Annotated in this window: 16 protein-coding genes; 11 read left to right on the top strand and 5 right to left on the bottom strand. The window is 60.8% G+C overall.

The window, feature by feature from the left end; all coding sequences use genetic code 11:
• Window positions 1-97: 97 nt before the first annotated feature.
• The 4 genes from CIW50_RS23980 to hutI form a co-directional block, all read right to left on the bottom strand.
• Window positions 98-979 carry a LysR family transcriptional regulator gene (locus tag CIW50_RS23980; RefSeq protein WP_149533675.1) on the bottom strand — a complete coding sequence of 294 codons (882 nt, stop codon included), beginning with the start codon at window positions 977-979 and terminating at the stop codon, window positions 98-100.
• Window positions 980-1,134: 155 nt separating this feature from the next.
• Window positions 1,135-1,704 (bottom strand): HutD/Ves family protein, encoded by a 570-nt coding sequence (locus CIW50_RS23975; RefSeq protein ID WP_149533674.1) that lies wholly within the window; start codon window positions 1,702-1,704, stop codon window positions 1,135-1,137.
• 10 nt (window positions 1,705-1,714) lie between these two features.
• The gene (gene hutU, locus CIW50_RS23970) at window positions 1,715-3,388 is read right to left on the bottom strand and encodes a urocanate hydratase (protein WP_149533673.1); all 1,674 of its coding nucleotides are present in this window, start codon (window positions 3,386-3,388) and stop codon (window positions 1,715-1,717) included.
• An 11-nt stretch (window positions 3,389-3,399) separates the two neighbouring features.
• Complete coding sequence (gene hutI / locus CIW50_RS23965) at window positions 3,400-4,623, bottom strand: imidazolonepropionase (protein ID WP_149533672.1); 1,224 nt, start codon at window positions 4,621-4,623, stop codon at window positions 3,400-3,402.
• Window positions 4,624-4,718: 95 nt separating this feature from the next.
• On the opposite strand from hutI, the gene CIW50_RS23960 reads away from it, so the two are divergent.
• The 7 genes from CIW50_RS23960 (at window position 4,719) to CIW50_RS23930 (ending at window position 15,338) form a co-directional block, all read left to right on the top strand.
• Window positions 4,719-6,098, top strand: coding sequence for a formimidoylglutamate deiminase (locus tag CIW50_RS23960; protein ID WP_197738395.1), 1,380 nt, complete (start codon window positions 4,719-4,721; stop codon window positions 6,096-6,098).
• A complete protein-coding gene (gene hutC / locus CIW50_RS23955; protein ID WP_149533670.1) occupies window positions 6,098-6,862 on the top strand; it encodes a histidine utilization transcriptional repressor HutC in 765 nt (254 codons plus the stop codon). The genes CIW50_RS23960 and hutC overlap by 1 nt, the downstream gene beginning before the upstream one ends.
• A gap of 105 nt (window positions 6,863-6,967) precedes the next feature.
• The gene (locus tag CIW50_RS23950) at window positions 6,968-7,912 is read left to right on the top strand and encodes an ABC transporter substrate-binding protein (RefSeq protein WP_149533669.1); all 945 of its coding nucleotides are present in this window, start codon (window positions 6,968-6,970) and stop codon (window positions 7,910-7,912) included.
• A 130-nt stretch (window positions 7,913-8,042) separates the two neighbouring features.
• Window positions 8,043-8,816 (top strand): ABC transporter permease, encoded by a 774-nt coding sequence (locus CIW50_RS23945; protein ID WP_149533668.1) that lies wholly within the window; start codon window positions 8,043-8,045, stop codon window positions 8,814-8,816.
• Window positions 8,813-9,598, top strand: coding sequence for an ABC transporter ATP-binding protein (locus CIW50_RS23940; protein ID WP_149533667.1), 786 nt, complete (start codon window positions 8,813-8,815; stop codon window positions 9,596-9,598). The genes CIW50_RS23945 and CIW50_RS23940 overlap by 4 nt, the downstream gene beginning before the upstream one ends.
• A gap of 267 nt (window positions 9,599-9,865) precedes the next feature.
• Window positions 9,866-12,499 (top strand): EAL domain-containing protein, encoded by a 2,634-nt coding sequence (locus CIW50_RS23935; RefSeq protein WP_149533666.1) that lies wholly within the window; start codon window positions 9,866-9,868, stop codon window positions 12,497-12,499.
• A 190-nt stretch (window positions 12,500-12,689) separates the two neighbouring features.
• Window positions 12,690-15,338 (top strand): EAL domain-containing protein, encoded by a 2,649-nt coding sequence (locus CIW50_RS23930; protein ID WP_149533665.1) that lies wholly within the window; start codon window positions 12,690-12,692, stop codon window positions 15,336-15,338.
• Between the two features lie 159 nt (window positions 15,339-15,497).
• Here CIW50_RS23930 and CIW50_RS23925 read toward each other — a convergent pair whose 3' ends face one another.
• Window positions 15,498-16,385: a LysR substrate-binding domain-containing protein gene (locus CIW50_RS23925; protein WP_149533664.1), complete on the bottom strand. Its 888-nt coding sequence runs from the start codon at window positions 16,383-16,385 to the stop codon at window positions 15,498-15,500.
• 201 nt (window positions 16,386-16,586) lie between these two features.
• On the opposite strand from CIW50_RS23925, the gene CIW50_RS23920 reads away from it, so the two are divergent.
• From CIW50_RS23920 to CIW50_RS23905, 4 genes are all read left to right on the top strand, one after another.
• Window positions 16,587-16,973 carry a cupin domain-containing protein gene (locus CIW50_RS23920; RefSeq protein WP_149533663.1) on the top strand — a complete coding sequence of 129 codons (387 nt, stop codon included), beginning with the start codon at window positions 16,587-16,589 and terminating at the stop codon, window positions 16,971-16,973.
• An 88-nt stretch (window positions 16,974-17,061) separates the two neighbouring features.
• Window positions 17,062-18,285 (top strand): FAD-dependent oxidoreductase, encoded by a 1,224-nt coding sequence (locus CIW50_RS23915; RefSeq protein ID WP_149533662.1) that lies wholly within the window; start codon window positions 17,062-17,064, stop codon window positions 18,283-18,285.
• Window positions 18,260-19,417, top strand: coding sequence for a Bug family tripartite tricarboxylate transporter substrate binding protein (locus CIW50_RS23910; RefSeq protein WP_172980446.1), 1,158 nt, complete (start codon window positions 18,260-18,262; stop codon window positions 19,415-19,417). The genes CIW50_RS23915 and CIW50_RS23910 overlap by 26 nt, the downstream gene beginning before the upstream one ends.
• A gap of 351 nt (window positions 19,418-19,768) precedes the next feature.
• Complete coding sequence (locus CIW50_RS23905; RefSeq protein WP_149533660.1) at window positions 19,769-19,951, top strand: YegP family protein; 183 nt, start codon at window positions 19,769-19,771, stop codon at window positions 19,949-19,951.
• Window positions 19,952-19,980 lie beyond the last annotated feature (29 nt).

The following is a 19,980-nucleotide window of genomic DNA, read 5'->3' as shown; positions in this document are numbered from 1 at the left end:
AGCCAGGTTCAGCAGCCGCTCGCGAATCGTGGGGTCATCATTCTCCCGCGCCAGCTTTTCGCAGCGCTCGGCCTGCTCTCTGAAATATGCAGCCTCGTCAGGCAACTTTGTCGTTTTCCTTGGGCAGTGCCGGGTGCAGGAACATTGCTGAGAGCTGATCCTTGATTTCTATGACTCGCGGCGACGTCAGGCCGGGGCGAATGCAGAGCAGGGCTTTGATGGTCGGAAGCTCCGGCAAGCAATAATCCTTGGCCCAAACCAGTCCCGGCGGAATGATCCGGCTGGGAACAGCCGTCAGTCCAATACCGGCTTCGACGGCGGCCTTCTTTGCGCTGTAGTCCTGACTGCTGAAGGCTATCCGATAGGAAAGGCCATGTCGCGAGAGCGTATGAAGCATCCAGTCATCGTTGGTCCAGATGATGACCGGGATAGGTGCGCCGGGGCTGAGCAAGAATGATTTCGCGCGAACCCATGCCAGCCGATCCTCGGATTCATCAACAACAAGTGGAGCCAGATCGGAATTGATCTCTCCTCGCTGGAAAAAACATGCGATGTCGACATGACCCTCGATCAACGCTGTCGCAATCTCGGCGGACATTCCGGCATGGATATGTATATCATCGAGATTGGTTGGGCTCTGCTGGGCCACGAAGCGCTGCGCCATGACGACGCTCAGGCCCAAACGAAGCCGCTCGCCATGACTATCGGTTCCGCCGAGTGCAAGCACCTGATCGTTGGCCTCGATAATCTTGCGGGCTTGCGCAAGCACCAGCTTGCCGAGATCGGTCGGACAGCTTCCGTTCGGCGTCTTGCTGAACAGCGAACCGCCAACAAGTTGTTCGAGGCGCTTGATTTGCGAACTCACTGCGGGCTGACTCAATCCCAATTGTTCCGCAGCTTTGGTTAAACTACCTGTTTCTGAAATGGCAACGACGGTGCGAACAATTTCAATGGGAATATTGAGATGCCGCCTGTGCATTGAATGTCCAGCCTCGCAATTAAGTCATGAGTCAGACTGAGTGGTGCAGCGATTCGTTACCAATCATATATACGTAATCACTCTTGGTTATATATTTGATTTGGATGGCCTTTCCGTAATTTATGGCCTCATCAAAATCGGCGGTCCGGTGACGCCTATCTACCGAATTCGATGATGACGGCACGTGCCGTCGCATGAGACTCAATGGTGACAGGTGTTGATCCTCGTTCGACAAGCAGCGCATCATGCGCCGACAGTCTGTCGACGGTGGATGCCGACCGTATGGTCGCAGTACCATGCTCGACGAACAGAAACGTTTGTGCAGAAACTATAAAGTCTCGATGCTTCATGACGTTGATGCGTCGCACATGCTGTGAGACGATCCCGCGCCTGCTCATCACATTCAAATCTGTAATGGAACCGTCGATCAGTGTCGCTGACGTTTGCTGATCGCCCGGGAAGGAATGGATCGTATTGCGATCAATGCGCACAGGTGCGCAGCCGTCGACATTGAGGTCGATGCCGGCACCATCGATGACCAGAAGTGTGCGATTAATCCCGGGAAATGACGAGAACGGTCCGTCGCTCGTCACCATTGCCATACTGACGCGCCAGTCGAAATCGTCCAGTTTTGCATCCGCCGGGAAGATCGCGATCTCCGTGGTCGATCCCAGCCCGTTCTTCCAGGGCATCACTTTGTAGTTTGCGGCGCGCAGGATCTGCATGGCGCCGCGCTCAGCCTTTGGCGTGCAGCGACGGCAGATTGAGGTGATGTTCCTCGGCGCAGGCGATGGCTTCTTCATAGCCGGCATCCGCGTGACGCATCACGCCGGTGGCCGGATCGTTCCACAGCACCCGTTCGAGACGCTTCGCTGCTTCCGGCGTGCCGTCGGCGACGATGACCATGCCGGAATGCTGCGAGAAGCCCATGCCGACGCCACCGCCGTGATGCAGCGACACCCAGGTTGCACCAGATGCGCAGTTGAGCAGCGCATTGAGCAGCGGCCAGTCCGACACGGCGTCGGAGCCGTCCTTCATCGCTTCGGTCTCGCGGTTCGGGCTTGCTACTGATCCGGAGTCGAGATGATCCCGGCCGATGACGATCGGCGCTTTCAACTCTCCAGACGCCACCATCTCGTTGAAGGCGAGGCCGAGGCGATGGCGATCGCCGAGGCCGACCCAGCAGATGCGCGCCGGCAGGCCCTGGAACTGGATGCGCTCGCGCGCCATGTCGAGCCAGTTCACCAGTGCCTTGTTGTGTCCGAGGATCTCCTTCACCTTGGCGTCGGTCTTGTAGATATCCTCGGGATCGCCGGACAGCGCTGCCCAGCGGAACGGGCCGATGCCGCGGCAGAACAGCGGGCGGATATAGGCTGGCACGAAGCCGGGAAAGTCGAACGCGTTGTCGACGCCTTCTTCCTTCGCCATCTGGCGGATGTTGTTGCCGTAGTCGACAGTCGGCACGCCCATCTTGTGAAAGTCGAGCATCGCGCGGACGTGTTCGCTCATCGATTTGCGCGAGGCCTTCTCGACGGCCCGCGGATCGCTGGCGCGCTTGGTTTCCCATTCGGACAGCGTCCAGCCTTGCGGCAGATAGCCGTTGACCGGATCATGCGCCGAGGTCTGGTCGGTGACGATGTCTGGCCTAACGCCGCGGCGGACCAGTTCAGGGAAGATGTCAGCGGCATTGCCAAGCACGCCGACCGAGACCGGCTTCTTCTCCTTGTTGGCCTTCTCGATGATTGCCAGAGCATCGTCGAGGTCTTTCGCCTGCACGTCGAGATAACGGCTCTTCAAGCGCATCTCGATGCGGCTCGGCTGGCACTCGACCGCGAGGCACGACGCGCCGGCCATGGTCGCCGCCAGCGTTTGCGCGCCGCCCATGCCGCCGAGACCGGCGGTGAGAATCCAGCGTCCGGAGAGGTCGCCGTTGTAGTGTTGCCGTCCGGCTTCCACAAAGGTCTCGTAGGTACCCTGCACGATGCCCTGCGAGCCGATATAGATCCACGACCCCGCCGTCATCTGGCCGTACATCATCAGCCCCCGGCGATCGAGCTCGTTGAAGTGCTCCCATGTCGCCCAGCGTGGCACCAGGTTGGAATTGGCGATCAGCACGCGCGGTGCATCCGCATGCGTCTTGAATACGCCGACCGGCTTGCCGGACTGCACCAGCAGCGTCTCGTCATTGTTGAGTTCGCGTAGCGACTTGGCAATCTGGTCGAAGGCTTCCCAGTTGCGCGCGGCACGGCCGATGCCGCCATAGACCACCAGTTCGTTCGGGTTCTCGGCCACTTCCGGATCGAGATTGTTCATCAGCATGCGTAGTGGCGCTTCGGTGAGCCAGTCCTTGGCGGAAAGCTCGGTGCCGCGCGGGCTGCGTACGATGCGGCTGTTCTTGCTGCGATCCATGATGTCGATCCTTATTTGGATGTCGCGGAGGTCCGGCCGTGCCAGACGCGGGCGTGAAGCGGATTGAAGCCGACGCGGTAGACCAGCTCGGCGGGGTGTTCGATGTCCCAGATCGCAAGGTCGCAGACCTTGCCCGTTTCCAGTGTGCCGATCTCCCTAAGCTTGCCGAGCGCCCGCGCACTCTCACGCGTCACGCCGAGCAGACACTCGTCGACCGTCATGCGAAACAACGTCGCGCCCATATTCATGGTGAGCAAGATCGACGTCAGCGGCGAGGTGCCCGGATTGCTGTCAGTCGCCAGCGCCAGATGCGTCCCATGTTTGCGGAACAGCGCGATCGGCGGCGCCTGTGTCTCGCGCAGGGTGTAGTAGGCGCCGGGCAGCACGACGGCGACGGTGCCGGCCTTGGTCAGCGCGATCACGCCGTCTTCGTCGGTATGTTCGAGGTGATCGGCGGAGAGCGCGCCATGTTCGGCGGCGAGCTTCGCGCCATGCAGGTTGGAGAGCTGGTCGGCATGCAGCTTGACCGGCAGGCCGAGTTTCTTGGCGGCGTCGAACACCCGCGCCGTTTGCTCCGGCGAAAATGCGATGCCCTCGCAGAACGCGTCGACGGCGTCGGCGAGTTTCAGTTCGGCAATCGCCGGCAGCATCTCGGCGATGACCCTGTCGATATAGGCGTCCTTGTCGCCATTGGCTTCCGGCGGCATCGCATGCGCGCCGAGAAATGATGTCACGACGGAGACGTCGCGCTCGCTCGCGAGCTGCCTCGCGGCCTTGAGGCAGCGGATCTCGGTCTCCTTGTCGAGCCCATAGCCCGACTTGATCTCAATGGTCGTCACGCCTTCGGCGAGCAGGTGGTCGAGCCGCTTCAATCCGCTGGCGACGAGCTGCACCTCGCTCGCTGCGCGCGTCGCCTTCATGCTCGAAGCGATGCCGCCGCCGGCGCGCGAAATTTCCTCATAGCTCGCGCCTTCGAGCCGCATCGCGAATTCCGTGGCGCGATTGCCGCCATAGATCAGATGGGTGTGGCAATCGACCAGCCCCGGCGTGATCCAGCGCCCATCGCAATCGATGCGGGTCTTGGCGTTGGCACCCGGCAGCTCCGAAACCGGTCCGACGAAAGCGATCCGGCTATCCTTTGCTGCGATGCACCCGCCCTCCACGATCCCGAGGCCGGGCGTGCCGGGCGCCATGGTCGCAAGGCGTGCATTGGTCCAGATGGTATCGAAGGTCATGACGGACTGCCGTAAATTCGGGACGTCGTATGTCTATACATAATCAGCGGCCTCGCTTATTGTCGAGCGTCTTTTGAATGCAACAGGCAATCGCTATGGGCACGCAACGTGCTGCAAAAAGGCTGTTCTTCGCACATGCGCTGCTGCCGTCAGGCTGGGCGCGCGACGTGATTTTCACGATCGAGAATGGCACCATCACGGCCGTTGCCGCGAATTCGAGCAGCGCTGACGCTGAAATCATCAGCGGCGTGGCGCTGCCGGGATTGCCCAATTTGCACAGCCATGCGTTTCAGCGCGGCATGGCCGGCCTCACCGAAATCCGCGGTGCCACGCAGGACAGTTTCTGGACCTGGAGGCAATTGATGTATCGCTTCATCGATACGCTGACGCCGGACGACGTCGAGGCCATCGCGGCTTTCGCCTATGCCGAGATGCTGGAAGGTGGCTTCACCTCGGTGGCCGAGTTTCACTATCTGCACCACGATGAGAACGGCGCTCCCTATGGCGATCTCGCGGAGATGGGTACGCGCATCGCGGCAGCGGCCGGCGAGACCGGCATCGGTCTGACGCTGCTGTCGTCCTTCTATAATTTCAGCGGCTTCGGTGGCGCCACGGCTATTCATGGTCAGCGCCGTTTCGTCAATGATCCCACGCGCTTTCTGGCGCTGCTGGAGAAGTCGCGCGCTGCTATTCAGTGCCTCGATGACGCTGCCATCGGCATCGCGCCGCATTCGTTGCGCGCGATCACGCCAGACACACTAAATGAAGTCCTCAAGGCTGTGCCTGACGGTCCCGTACATATCCACGTGGCCGAACAGACCAAGGAAGTCGACGACTGTATCGCCTGGTCCGGTCAGCGCCCGGTGGCGTGGCTGCTGGATCACATGCCGGTCGACAGGCGCTGGGTGCTGATTCACGCGACCCATATGACACCCGAAGAAACCGCCGGTGTCGCGAAAGCAGGGGCCGTCATCGGCCTGTGCCCGCTCACCGAAGCAAGTCTCGGCGACGGTATCTTCGAAGGTCCGCGCTTCATCGATGCAGGCGGCGTGTTCGGCGTCGGCAGCGATTCCAACATCGAGATCACGGCGCCCGGCGAACTCAAGCAGCTCGAATACAGCCAGCGTCTCGTCTATCGCGTCCGCAATGCCGTGGCGCGCCATGAGGGCGAGTCCACCGGCCGTGCACTTTATGAGCATGCGTTGGTTGGCGGTGCGCAGGCCTCAGGCCGTGCCATCGGCGCACTTGCGGTTGGCAAACGTGCCGATATCGTCGTGCTGGACACCGCGCATCCCGATCTCTGTGCCGTCACCGGTGACCGATGGCTCGATGCCGCGACCTTTGTTGCCGGCAAGTCGGCGATTTCCGACGTCTTCGTTGGCGGCAAGCAGGTTGTCAACGGCGGTCGCCACATCAAGCGCGCATCCATCACTGAACGCTATCGGCGTGTCGTGCAGCGGCTGGCGGCACTCTGATGGCGACAGCGCGCGTATCAAAATCGGCAAACGGAAAAGCGCACACCGCGCCGCAGGCGCTGTATCAGCGCATCCGTGCCGATCTCGAAGAGAATATCCTCTCCGGCCGCTGGCCGCCCGGCTATCGCATTCCGTTCGAGCATGAACTGGTCGAGAGCTATAACTGTTCACGGATGACAGTGAACAAGGTGCTGTCAGGTCTCGCTGCCGCCGGCGTCATCGAGCGCAAGCGCCGCGTCGGCAGTTTTGTTGCCAAGCCGCTGGTGCAGTCTGCGGTGCTGCATATTCCGGATATCCAGGCCGAGATCGCCAAGCGCGGCGAGGCCTATGCTTATGAGTTGCTCACGCGCAAACGGCGCAAGGCGACCAAGGACGATCTCGAACGTCTCGGCATCGACAAGAGCTGCGACGTATTGGTGTTGAGCTGCCGACACATCGCCAAGGGCAGGCCTTTCGCGCTGGAAGAGCGCCTGATCAATCTCGACGTGGTGCCGCCTGCATCCGAGGTTGACTTCACGCGCGTGCCGCCCGGTACCTGGCTGCTCGGTCACGTACCGTGGAATGAGGCGGAGCATCGGATCACCGCGTCTCTGGCAGACGATATCGCGCTGAAAGCGTTGACGCTGAAGAAGCCGGCCGCCTGCCTCGTGGTCGAGCGCCGCACTTGGCGCAAGAACAAGATCATCACATCGGTGCGCGTCACTTATCCGAACGATTTGTATCAGCTCACCGCACGCTTCACGCCGACGGGGCTGCGATCGTGAGGACGACATGAATCATCTGCCGCGGCATAGCCGCGCAAATTGACTCTGGCAATCCGCCATGTTGCCATGCAGTATCATTCTAAATCTGGCTGAGGAGAGTGCGTTATGAAGTTGATTGGAGTTTCCGTCGCCGCCATGTTCGCGGCTCTCGTTGCGACCCCGGCTGCGGCGCAGACCAAGGTCACCATCGCCATTTCAGGCTGGACCGGTTTTGCACCGCTGACGCTGGCGAAGGAAGCCGGCATCTTCGCCAAGAATGGTCTCGACGTCACCATCAAGAAGGTACCGCAGGCCAGCCGCCATCTCGCCATCGCCTCGGGCGACGTGCAATGCGCTGCCACGACGGTCGAGACCTGGGTGGTGTGGAATGCCAACGGCGTCGCCACCACGCAGCTGTTTCAGCTCGACAAGTCCTATGGCGCCGACGGCATGGCCGTGCGCGCCGGCACCGCATCGATCAAGGATCTGAAGGGCAAGACCGTTGCCGCCTCTGCGCCGGGCACCGCGCCCTATTTCACGCTCGCCTGGTTCCTGAAGAAGAGCGGTCTCTCGGTGAAGGACGTTTCCGTCGTCAACATGGAGCCGGGTCCGGCAGCACAGGCTTTCATCGCCGGTCAGAACGATGCGGCGATGACCTATGAGCCCTATCTGTCGGCGGTGCGCGAGAAGCCGGAAGCCGGCAAGATCATCGCCACCACGCTCGACTATCCGATGATCATGGACACCTTCGGCTGCACACCGAAATTCATCGCCGATAATGAAGGTGCTGTGAAGGCACTGGCCAAGAGCTATTTCGAAGCCGTCGCGATGATCAAGGCCGAGCAGGCCAAGTCCTATGAGATCATGGGCGCCGATGTGAAGCAGACCGGCGAGAAGTTCGGCGCCTCCGCGCAGTATCTGCGCTGGCAGGATCAGGAAGCGAACAAGAAGTTCTTCGCTGGCGAGCACCAGGCGTTCTCGAAGGAAGCTGCCGAGCTGCTGCTCGAAATCGGCGTGATCAAGGAAATTCCGGATCTGTCGAAGCTCGCCGATCCGCGCTTCATTCAGTAAATCTCTGCCATCGCTTCCGTCATTGCGAGGAGCGAAGCGACGCGGCAATCCAGCTCTTACTTAAGGAAGACTGGATTGCTTCGTCGCAAGAGCTCCTCGCAATGACGATCATGAGCATCGAATACGCAGCATGAAGCCACTCGCCCCCATTTCATCCACCGCGCGCGTCGTGCTCGGCATATCCTTCTTCGTGCTGTTTGTTGCCGCGTGGTCCTATGCGACCTTTGGTGGCTTCGTCTCCAAGACCTTTCTCGCGAATCCGTGGATCATGCTGCAGGACGGCTGGTTTCTGCTGGTGAAGCAGGGCTTCCTGCACGACATCGGCATGACCATCTGGCGCGTGCTCGGCGGCTTCGTGCTGGCCGCGTTGCTCGCGGTGCCGATCGGCATCCTGATGGGCGCCTATAAGCCGATCGAAGCGTTTCTCGAGCCCTTCGTATCCTTTGCGCGCTATCTGCCGGCCTCCGCCTTCATTCCGTTACTGATCCTGTGGGCCGGCATCGGCGAATTGCAGAAGCTGCTGGTGATCTTCATCGGTTCGGTGTTCCAGCTCATCCTGATGGTTGCTGTGTCCGTCGGCAGCGTGCGCCGCGATCTCGTCGAGGCGTCCCTCACGCTCGGCGCGCGAGACGCCGGCGTGCTGAAGCGCGTGCTCATTCCATCCTCGGCGCCGGAGATCGCGGAAATCCTCCGCCTCGTGCTCGGTTGGGCCTGGACCTATGTCATCGTCGCCGAACTGATCGGCTCGTCCTCGGGCATCGGTCACATGATCATCGACAGCCAGGCGCTGCTGGCCACCGGCCAGATCATCTTCGGCATCATCGTCATCGGTATCATCGGTTTGATTTCGGACTATGCGTTCAAGGCTGCGAACCGACGCTTGTTTCCGTGGAGCATCATTTGAGCAAGCTCGTCATCGACAACGTCTCGCGGATCTTCCCTGCGGTTCGCGGCGGCACGCCGACGCGTGCGCTGGAGCCGACCAATCTCTCGGTTGCGGACAACGACTTCGTCACGATCCTCGGCCCATCCGGCTGCGGCAAGTCCACATTGCTGCGCATGATCGCCGGTCTGGACAGGCCAACCACCGGCCGCATTATGCTCGACGGCAAGGCGATCACCGGCCCCGGCGCGGATCGCGGCATGGTGTTCCAGTCCTACACGCTGTTTCCCTGGCTGACGGTCTCCGAAAACATTTCCTTTGGCCTGCGCGAGCGGGGCATCTCGCAGCGCGAGCGCAACGACATTGCGCGACAGTGGCTGGAGAAAGTCGGCCTCACCAGCTTCGCCAATCATTTTCCGAAGCAGCTCTCCGGCGGCATGCAACAGCGCACGGCGATCGCGCGCGCGCTCGCCAACGATCCGAAGATCCTGTTGCTCGACGAGCCGTTCGGCGCGCTCGATAATCAGACCCGCGCCCTGATGCAGGAATTGTTGCTCGGCATCTGGGAGCGCGAGCGTAAGACGGTGATCTTTGTTACCCATGATATCGAGGAAGCAATCTTTCTCGCCTCGCGCGTGGTGGTGATGTCGGCGCGTCCCGGTCGCATCAAGGCCGATATTCCGGTCGATCTGCCGCATCCGCGGCATTACACCATCAAGACCAGCCCGGCTTTCTCCGACCTCAAGGCACGGCTCACGGAAGAAATCCGTGTCGAGGCCGTACTCGCGGCTGAAGCCCACTAAGCCCTGCCGCGCATTCTTTCGGCGTCAGGATACCGCCGCATCAATGCGCGATCTATCGAAGGTTGCGCGGCGGTTTGCGTGTCCTTCTCAGGCTGTGCCGTTTTATTAGAACCTTAATTACGTTTTTGCGCATTGGAACTTTCGGCGTATCGCAAACAGTTTGGCGACGTCTCGCACATACGATTGCACCGCCTCGGCTGAAAGCCGGTGACCGGGCCATTTCAAAGATGGTCCGGCGATTTGAGCAAAGTAATTGCGAGTTGCGTTATGACGTTGGTACATGTCGACCAGATTGATGCCGCTAGAACGCTTCTCGCCGGACTGGAGCAGGCCATCGATGCCGTCGTGATGATCGACAGCAGGAATGCTGTGATCCATTTCAACGCCGCCGCCGAACGGTTGTGGGGTTATGAGCGCGATGAAGTGCTCGGGCGAAATATCAGCTTTCTGGTGCCGATGGCCATCGGGTCGCAGCATGACGGATACATCGCCGCGAACTGCGCGACCGGCGTTAACCGCATCGTCGGTCGTAGCCGCGAGGTGAAGATCGAACGCAAGGACGGCAGCGAGATCTGGGGGGCGTTGTCGATGTCGCGCATCGAGGTGAATGGCGAGATCACCTATATGGGCTTCGTCCGCGATGTGACGGAGGACGTGAGGCGCAGGGAAGAAATTATCCGGCTGTCTCTCGTTGTCGACAAGACAAAACGCGCGATCTACATCGCAGGTCGCGATGCACGGATCTGCTACGTCAACGGCGCCTTCACCGGCATGTTCGGCTACTCGCTGGAGGAGGCGACGGGACTCGTCCCCGAGGAATTCCTCGTCGGCGCATATACCAGCCAGGCGACGCTCGCGTATCTGGACCAGCAGATCAGAACGGAAGATTCTGCTGACGACGAAATTCTCCTTTACGACAAGGCGGGCAACGAGATCTGGGTCTCGGTTGCATTGAATGCGATTCGTGGCGCGGATGGAAAACTCCAGCACCTCGTCGCATTGATGACCGATATCACCGAGGGCAAGCAGGTTCAGTCGCTGCAGCATCACATTCTCGAAGCGCTGGCCGATGAGCAGCCGCTGCTCGACGTGATGGACAATCTTTGTCGGAAGGTGGAGCAGATCGCGCCCGATGTCGTCTGCTCGGTACTGCATGTCGATTCCAGGGGACTACTGCATCCCCTGGGAGGGCCAAGCCTTCCGGCAGGCTATGCGCAGGCGCTGGACGGCCTTGCCATCGGGCCGGATGTCGGGTCCTGCGGGACCGCGGCCTTTCGCGGCGAGCCTGTTCTGGTCACCGATATCGAAAATGATCCCCTATGGCTGCCATACAACAGCGCGCCGTTGGCTTCTGGTCTGAAGGCCTGCTGGTCGATGCCGATCAAGACCAAGGACGGGCGCGTGATCGGCACGTTCGCATTCTATTTCAGGGAATGTCGCAGGCCCAATCGTTGGCATCACCACATCGTCGATGCCTGTGTTCATCTCGCCGCGGTCGCCATCGAGCGTGAGGAAGCGCGCAACGAGATCTCGCGGCTTGCTTATTTCGATGCGCTCACCGGTCTGCCGAACCGGACTCATATGCGCCAGTTGATGGAGCGCGCCGTCGCGGAATGTTCCGCAGGTGCGCAGATGGCGCTGATATTTCTTGACCTGGATCACTTCAAGGACGTCAACGATACGCTGGGGCACGCTGTCGGCGATGACTTGTTGGTTGCCGTCACACAGCGGCTTCATCAGCACATCCGGCCCGGCGATATCCTGAGTCGTCAGGGCGGCGATGAATTCATCATCCTGATGCCGAACTGTATAGCGGCAGATGCCTCCCGCATCGCCAGTCGTCTCACTGAGGCACTGTCGGTTCCGCTGCAACTCAGCGGCCATCAGGTGCCGATCTCTGCCAGCGCCGGCATCAGCATGTTCCCGGACAATGCCCGCGATCTCGATAGGCTGCTGAAATATGCCGATGCGGCAATGTACAAGGCCAAGCAAGCCGGTCGCTCCACGCATCGGTTTTTCAGCAACGACATGGACCGCGTGAATGAGGAGCGCCTCCGTCTCAGCACCGCTTTGCGCCACGCGCTTGCACAAGGCGGTCTACGGTTGCACTACCAGCCGCAGATACGCGCAGGCAACGGTGATCTGTACGGCGTCGAGGCGCTGGCGCGCTGGCATGATCCCGTATTGGGCGATGTGTCACCGGCGAGGTTCATTCCACTCGCGGAGGAATGTGGCCTGATCGAGCAGATCGGTGTCTGGTCGCTGCGCGAGGCGTGCAGGCAGATTGCGGCGTGGCAAAAGACAGGGCTCGATGTGCCTTGCGTCTCGGTCAATCTGTCGCCGATCAATTTTCTGAATCCGGGATTGCCGGCGCTGGTTTCCGACATAATAGCGGAAAACGGGCTGGCGCCGAACAGGCTGATGCTCGAAGTCACCGAGGGCGCGGTGATGAGCGAACACACGACCGCGATCGAGATCATGAAGCAGATCCGCGCAGCCGGCGTCGGATTGTCGATGGATGATTTTGGCACGGGTTATTCGAGCTTGAGCCGTCTGGCGCATTTGCCGGTGCGCGAGCTGAAGATCGATCGCAGCTTCATGCGTGGTATCGAGACCGAGGTCTGCGCTCTGGCGATCGCCACCGCCATCGTGTGCGTCGGGCAGAGCCTCAACATGACGGTCGTGGCCGAAGGCGTCGAGACCGAAGAGCAGCGCAGGATTTTGGCCGGGCTGGGCTGTGACGTCATTCAGGGTTTCCTGTATTCGCCCGCACTGTCCGCATTCGATCTCGAAGCCTGGCTGGTGGCCCGCCACGCCGAACGCTGGGTGGCGCTGGTCGACGAGTGCCGGGCCGAAGCTTCGCAAGATGAAATGCGGCGGTGTGCGCTTGCGGCCATGTAATCCCGAGAAGTCGACGGCCGTCGTTAACGTGTTGTTAACGACATCCGGTATTCCAGCCCCTCGATATGAGACCGAACGAACTTCTTAGCTACTGGAGTTCAAATACACTCGTACCTGCGAATGACATTGCCGCTGTAACGAAGACAGTCGTCGTCGTGCTCACGCGGCTTCCGTGATCGAAGGTCGTTTCATGCCTACAAGTCCTGTCGGCCAGCCCAGTGAAGCTGCGAAGGCGCTGTTCTCGGCGTTCGAACAGGCGGTCGATGCTGTCGTTATCACGGGTATCGACAGCCAGATCCGGCACTTCAATGCCGCGGCGGAGCGGATGTGGGGATATCACCGCGACGAAGTCGTCGGTCGGAAGGTCAGCGTCCTCGTTCCGCTCGACGTGCGCGAACATCTCGATGAGGCGATCGCGGCAGAGTCCGCCATGGATCCGCGGACGGCGGTCAAGGGCCGCCGCGAGTTCAGGATCAGCCGCAAGGATGGGAGCGAGGCCTGGGGCGCGTTCTCGATCTCGCGTGTCGATTATGCCGGCAAGACGCTTTACATCAATTTCATCCGCGACGTGACGGACGATGTCCGTGACCGCGAGCAAAATGCGCTGATGGCGCTGGTTGCCGAAAAGACTGACCGTGTCGTGATGGTCTCCAAGCGCGACATGACCATCGTTTATGTTAACGCCGCTTTCACGGAGCTGTTCGGATATACCCTCGCGGAAGCGATAGGCAAACACCCCCGGGATTTGCTGACCGGAGAGTATACCGACAACGAAGCGCTGGAGCGGTTTCACGCGCAGATTGATGCCGAAGGACACGGGCAAGAGGATATCCTTGTCTATGACAAGGACGGTCACGAGATCTGGATCTCAAGCACGGTCAACGCAGGCCGCAACAAAGTCGGCGAGGTCGAGCATCTGGTCGCGGTGCTCGATGACATCACCGAGAGCAAGCAGATCAATTCGCTGCAGCATCATGTGCTGGAAAATCTCGCCAACGACATGCCGGTCGTGGATGTGATCGGCGATCTCTGCCACCGCGTCGAAGCCATCGCGCCTGATATCGTCTCGTCGGTGCTGCATGTGGACGCGGAAGGTCGCCTCCATCCGCTCGGTGGCCCCAGCCTCCCGGCCGCTTTCGCGCCCATTGTTGACGGTCTTGCCACCGGTCCCGATGTCGGGTCTTGCGGCGCGGCAGCCTTTCTCGGCCATGCGGTGCTGGCCACCGATATCGCCACCGATCCGCGATGGCGCCTCTATAACAGCCTGCCGCTGGAAGTTGGCTTGCGCGCCTGCTGGTCGACGCCGATCAAGGCGCGGGATGGTCGCGTGATCGGCGCCTTTGCCTTCTACTTCCGCGAGACACGGGGGCCGACGCGCTGGCACCAGACCATCGTCGATGCCTGTGTGCATCTGTGCGCCCTGGCCATTGAACGGCACGAGGCCCGCAGCGAAATCGCGCGTCTGGCCTATTTCGATGCGCTGACCGGCCTGCCGAACCGCGCACAACTGCGCCAGATCCTGACGGGGCAGATCGACAAGAGCAAGCCGCGGGACCGCATTGCGGTGATGTTCCTCGATATCGATCATTTCAAGGACGTCAACGATACGCTCGGCCATTCCATTGGCGACGAGCTGCTGGTCAAGGTCACGCAACGACTGTGCAGGCAGATCCGGCCGGCCGACACGCTAAGCCGGCAGGGCGGCGACGAATTCGTCATTGTGTTGCCGAATTGCGATGTTGAAGGCGCCGCCTTGATCGCCAACCGTCTGCTCGAGACACTGCTGCCGCCCATGCAGCTTGGCGCCAAGCTGGTGCCGGTATCGGCCAGCATCGGCGTTAGCATCTATCCCGACAATGCCGGTGATATCGACGGTCTGCTCAAACATGCGGATGCGGCGATGTATCAAGCCAAGCAGGCCGGCCGCTCGACCTATCGCTTCTTCAGCGCCGAGATGAACCGCGTCAGCGAGGAGCGCCTCGCCTTCAGCACGGCCCTGCGCAATGCCATCGTGCAGGATGCGCTGCGGCTTCACTATCAGCCGCAGGTGCGGGCTGACGGTGGCCTTTACGGTGTCGAGGCACTGGCCCGCTGGTCCGATCCGGTGCTCGGCGAAGTGCCGCCCTCGAAATTCATCCCTCTTGCGGAAGAATACGGGCTGATCGAGCTGATCGGCACCTGGTCGCTGCGCGAGGCATGCCAGCAGGTCGCGGTCTGGCGCGAAAATGGCATCGACGTGCCCGGCGTCTCGGTCAATCTGTCGCCGATCAATTTCCAGAACGACGATCTCGCCACACTGGTCGGCGAGGTGATCGCCGAAAACGGTCTGTCGCCGGACATGCTGATACTGGAGGTCACCGAAGGCGTGGTGATGAGCGAGCATTCGACCGCCATCGAGACGATGGAGAAAATTCGCAAGTCCGGCGTGCGGCTGTCGATGGATGATTTTGGCACCGGCTATTCTAGCCTCAGCCGTCTCGCGCATCTCCCGATCCGTGAGTTGAAGATCGATCGCAGCTTCATGCGTGGCCTTGAAAGCGAGGCGAGCGCGCTGGCGATTACGCGCGCCATCATCCGCGTAGGCCAGAGCCTCGACATGATCGTGGTCGCCGAGGGCGTTGAGACCGATGGGCAGCGTCGGATTCTCACTGAACTCGGCTGCGACGTCATCCAGGGCTTCGTCTATTCGCCTGCGCTGTCGGTGCCGGATTTCGAACTCTGGCTCGTCAGTCACGAAGCGTCGCGGGCAGCTGCGAAACTTGGCGAAGTACAGTTTTCTTTGTCGTCCCCGCGAAAGCGGGGACCCATACACGCTGTGGATCTGAAGAAAACGCGATAGTCGCGATTATGCCAATTCGATTGAACTGACGGTGGTTATGGGGCTGCCTTCGCGGGGACGACAGCAAGTTCACGTCTTGTCGAGCATCTCGCCGCCTTGCCGCCGAGCGCTGCGTCGGCATTGCCGGCCTTGTGCCAGCGGACATGACGGGAGTGCCAGCTACGCTTTCGCTTGTGACAGCAACCATGCCCGGAATGCCTGCAGCAAAGGATTCCCGGCTTTCTCCTCCGGACAGGCGAAATAGTACGAGCCGGCGCTTTTCAGGGTCAGACTCGACAGTACTTTCAGCTTGCCGGACCTGAGTTGATCGGAGATCAGGAATTCGGGAAGCAGGGCGACGCCAAGACCCGAGCTTGCCGCACTGATCAGCGTGGACTGGATATCGAAACGCGGGCCGCGGATCACATTCGTGCCGCCAAGGTCGGCAGCATCGAACCAGCGACGCCATGCATCGGCGCGTGTGACCAGATGCAGAAGCCGCAGCTCGGCGACCTCGCTCGGCGGCAATTCGCCGCGCCTGCCGATCAGCGTCGGCGAGCCGACCGGCAGAAGAATCTCGTCGAACAAATGGTCGGCCTGCGTGCCCGGCCAGTCCGGCTCGCCGAAATAAAGCGCGCCATCGAGTGCCGTTTCGCTGAAGAAGAAACGCGTGTTGCGCGCACTCACGTTGACGGCGACGCCCGGATGCCGCGCATAGAAGTCCGGCAGCCGTGGAATGAGCCACTGGGCGCCGACGGTGGGCAGCGCTGCGACGTCCAGAACCATGCCGTCGGCCTCATAGCCCATGATCTCAAGCGCATCGCGCTCGATCCGCTCGATCGTCTGTGCCACGCGGGTGCTGTAGGCCGCCCCCGCACGCGTCAACGTGATCCGCTTCTTGATGCGATGAAACAGCTTCACGCCGAGCTGCGTCTCCAGCTGCGCAATCTGGCGCGACACCGCGCTTTCGGTCAGCGCAAGTTCGCTGGCGGCGCGCGTGACGCTGAGGTGCTTGGCAGCTGCGCTGAAGGCCATCAGCGCGCCGAGGCTCGGTATTCTGCGGCGCATAGTTCATTCCAAAAACGCAAGATGTCCGCAGATTAAATTGTTTGCACGCCTAAGCACAAGGCAACAATCTACCGGCGGATGACAAAAGTCATGATGGACAGCGACCTTTGGGTCGCGCCTCGGCAATGGTCTCAAAACATGCAGGCTGCAGCGCGGTGCCCCGTGCAAGTGCTTCGGTCATCAACTTCAAGGAGCACATCAGTGGCGGTCAACAAATTGCATGACGAATTCCACACGCTCGACATGGAGAGCGGCTGGCAATTGCCCGAGGGCTACGATCCCGCGTCGGGCGCGCTGGAGAAGATCCTGTCCGGATCACTCGATACAGCGAACAAACGCGGCAGCCGGACGCGCCTGCTGAAATTTCCTCCGGGCCTGTTCACCAAACAGCAGATCGTTCACGACCACTGGGAAGAAGTGTTTCTCGTTTCCGGCGATCTGATCGTTGGCAACGACGAGAACGGGCAGGGCGGCGCACCGTTCGCTGGCTACACCTACGCCGTCAGACCGCCGGGTGCCTGGCATGGTCCGTTCAAATCCGAGGGTGGCTGCCTGCTTCTCGAAATGCACTACTACGATCCAGCCTGAGAGCGACAGAGACGATGACGGCAGCCCTTTCGAGGTGCAGCCGATCAGAGCCGATGCTCCCTGAAATCCCGCAAGAGGTCTTGATAGAATGAGTAATGCGAAGCTTCCCGTCATCATCGCCGGTGCAGGGCCGGTCGGCATGGTGGCTGCCGCAGATCTGGTGCGACAGAACATTCCGGTTCTGGTGCTCGAGAAGAACGACGCGCTGAGCAGCGAGTCGCGCGCATCGACATTCCATCCGCCGACACTAGACATGCTCGACGATCTCGGTTTCGCCAGCACGTTGATTGCACGGGGACTGAAGGCGCCGACGGTGCAGTACAGCTCGTCCGAGGACGGTGTGCTCGGCACGTTCGATTTCGCGGCGATCTCCGATCTGGTGCGGCATCCGTTCCGCCTGCAGGCCGAACAGTTCAAGCTCACGCGTATCATTCTGGACGCTCTATCCGGCAATCCATTGTTCTCGATCGCGTTCGGCAGCGAGGTCAAATCCGTCGAGCAGACCAGCGACACCGTCAAGGTGGTGATCACGGCCAACGGCCACGACACGACGCATGAATGCGCCTGGCTGATCGGCGCCGATGGCGCGAACAGCATCGTTCGCCGCAGCCAGGACATGGAATTCGAGGGCTTCACCTGGCCCGAGCGCTTCCTCGTGATGACGACACCAGTCGACTTCACCGCGTTTCGCCCTGGCGTCTCGTCGGTCAGCTATGTCGCCGATCCCGAACGCTGGTATTTCCTTCTGCGTATCCTCGGCGCATGGCGCGTAATGATGCCGGTGGCCGCGGAAACATCCGATGAGGAAGCTCTGTCCGAAGCCTATGTGACGGCGTCGATCCGGCGGATCGTTCCCGCAGAGCTGGACGCCCCCATCCTCCACACGACGCTCTATCGCGTGCATCAGCGCGTCGCCGCGAATTTCCAGAAAGGTCGCACGTTTCTGGCCGGTGACGCCGCCCATATCAACAATCCGCTCGGCGGCATGGGCATGAATGGCGGCATTCATGATGCATTGAACCTGACCGCGAAACTGGGTCCGGTCATCCACGGTACGGCTGATGAGCGCATTCTCGCCGATTACGATCTGCAGCGCCGCACGGTCACGATGCAGGCTATTCAGGGCGACACCATCCGCAACAAGAAGAACCTCGAAGCGAAAGACGAAGCCGATCGCGCGCGTTTCCGCGACGACATTCGCGCAGCAGCCGCCGATCCGGAAAAGGGGCGACAGCTATTGCGCCGGATCGCGATGCTGGACTCGCTCGAGCGGGCCGGCGCGTTGCATGTCGCTGAGCACCGCCCGGAGTGATCAGCAATTCTCTCTGAGACGATGTCGACGGCAACGGGTCACTCGGCCGGATAAGAACCGCGGCAGTGGAAGCGTCAGTAAGCCTGGAGGAGCCGACATCCTGGTTCCCAAGATGTCATGCAGGAGTTTCAGAATGCCAAGCAAGGATTTACGGATGAAGTGGACGACGTTTCTTTTGGCGGCGTTGGTAGCGCCTCTCGCCTTGGGTGTGCCCGGCGCGGCAGCGGCCGGCTTTCCTGAAAAAATGATCACGATCGTGGTCCCTTATCCGGCTGGAAGCACGGCAGACGCGATTCCACGGCTGGTGGCTCCGCTGATATCGAAGTCGCTCGGCGTCACGGTGATCATCGAAAACCGCGGCGGCGCCAACGGCTCGATCGGAGCGGCCCGCGTCGCCGCTTCGCCGGCGGATGGCTATACGATTCTGCTCGCGACGACCGGCATGATGGCGATCAATCCGTGGATCTACGAGAAGCCCACATATAATCCAGAGAAGGACTTCACGCCGATCACCAACGGCGCTTCGACGCCAAACATCCTGGTCGTCAATCCGTCGGTCAAGGCAAACTCGCTGAAAGAACTGGTGGCGCTGGCCAAAGCCGAGCCAGGCAAGCTGACTTTTGCTTCCGCCGGCAACGGGAGCACCAGCCATCTGTGTGGCGAGACGCTGAAGGTGCTCGAAGGGATCGATACCGTTCACATCCCGTATCAGGGCGCAGCGCCAGCACTTCAGGATGTGATCGGTGGTCAGGTATCCATGATGTGCGATAACCTGTCGAATACGGTCCAGCAGGTGCAAAGCGGAGCGTTGAGGCCAATCGTGGTGACCGCGCTTGAACCAAGCAAGCAGCTGCCCAATGTGCCGACGTCACCGCAGGCAGGATCGCCTGATCTTCTGGCAGGCAACTGGTACGGCTTTGTCGCCCCATCGGCGACCCCCAAGGATGTGATCGAGAAGCTCAACACATCGATCGTGGAGGCATTGCGAGATTCGACAGTCTCAGCCCGTCTGGAAGGCCTTGGTTTGACTGTGATCGCAGATCGACCCGACGCGTTCGGAACGACGATCGCAAAGGACTCCGCGCGGATGGAAAATATCGTGAAGCGCGCGAGAACGAAGATTTCCAACTAGGAATTCTTTAGCGGCCCGGTCATCCGGGCTGCGGCAGGCGCAGCGTTCGCTCGGCGGACTTCACACCCGCCGATGTCGCAATGCGCGTGTCTCTCCCGCGGGATTCGCAATCCCGCAGGTGCCGACGTGCAAGGCAGGCCCCCCGCGAGGCCAGCCTTAAGGAACCTCGCAAGCCCAAGGCGCCTCCCGGCGCTCCATGATCTCGCATGCGCGGGATGGGGAAACAGTGATAAGGGTAGCCCGCGGCCCATTACGCCGTGCAGCGAAGCCTTGACTCAACCACAGCGCGGACAGACGATTTGGGAGCTCGTTTCAATTCAGGCGGGCGTATCGCATCGGTAGGAGACATGCATGGCCTATAAATTCGAGATTTATAAGGACAAAGCGGGTGAATTCCGGTTTCGATTCAGGGCCCCGAACGGCGAGGAAATGTTCGGCTCCCAAGGCTACAAACAGAAGGGATCGGCCACCAGCGCGATCGATTCCATCAAGGCGCATTCGCCCAGCGCCGCTATCGAGGATCAGACAAAATAGCTTGACCATCATGTGCGCGACTGGACCCG

This window comes from Tardiphaga sp. P9-11 (assembly GCF_008329525.1).
Classification (GTDB): Bacteria; Pseudomonadota; Alphaproteobacteria; order Rhizobiales; family Xanthobacteraceae; genus Tardiphaga.
The sequence above is the reverse complement of the archived record's forward strand: the minus strand, read 5'-3'. Positions and strand labels throughout refer to the sequence as shown.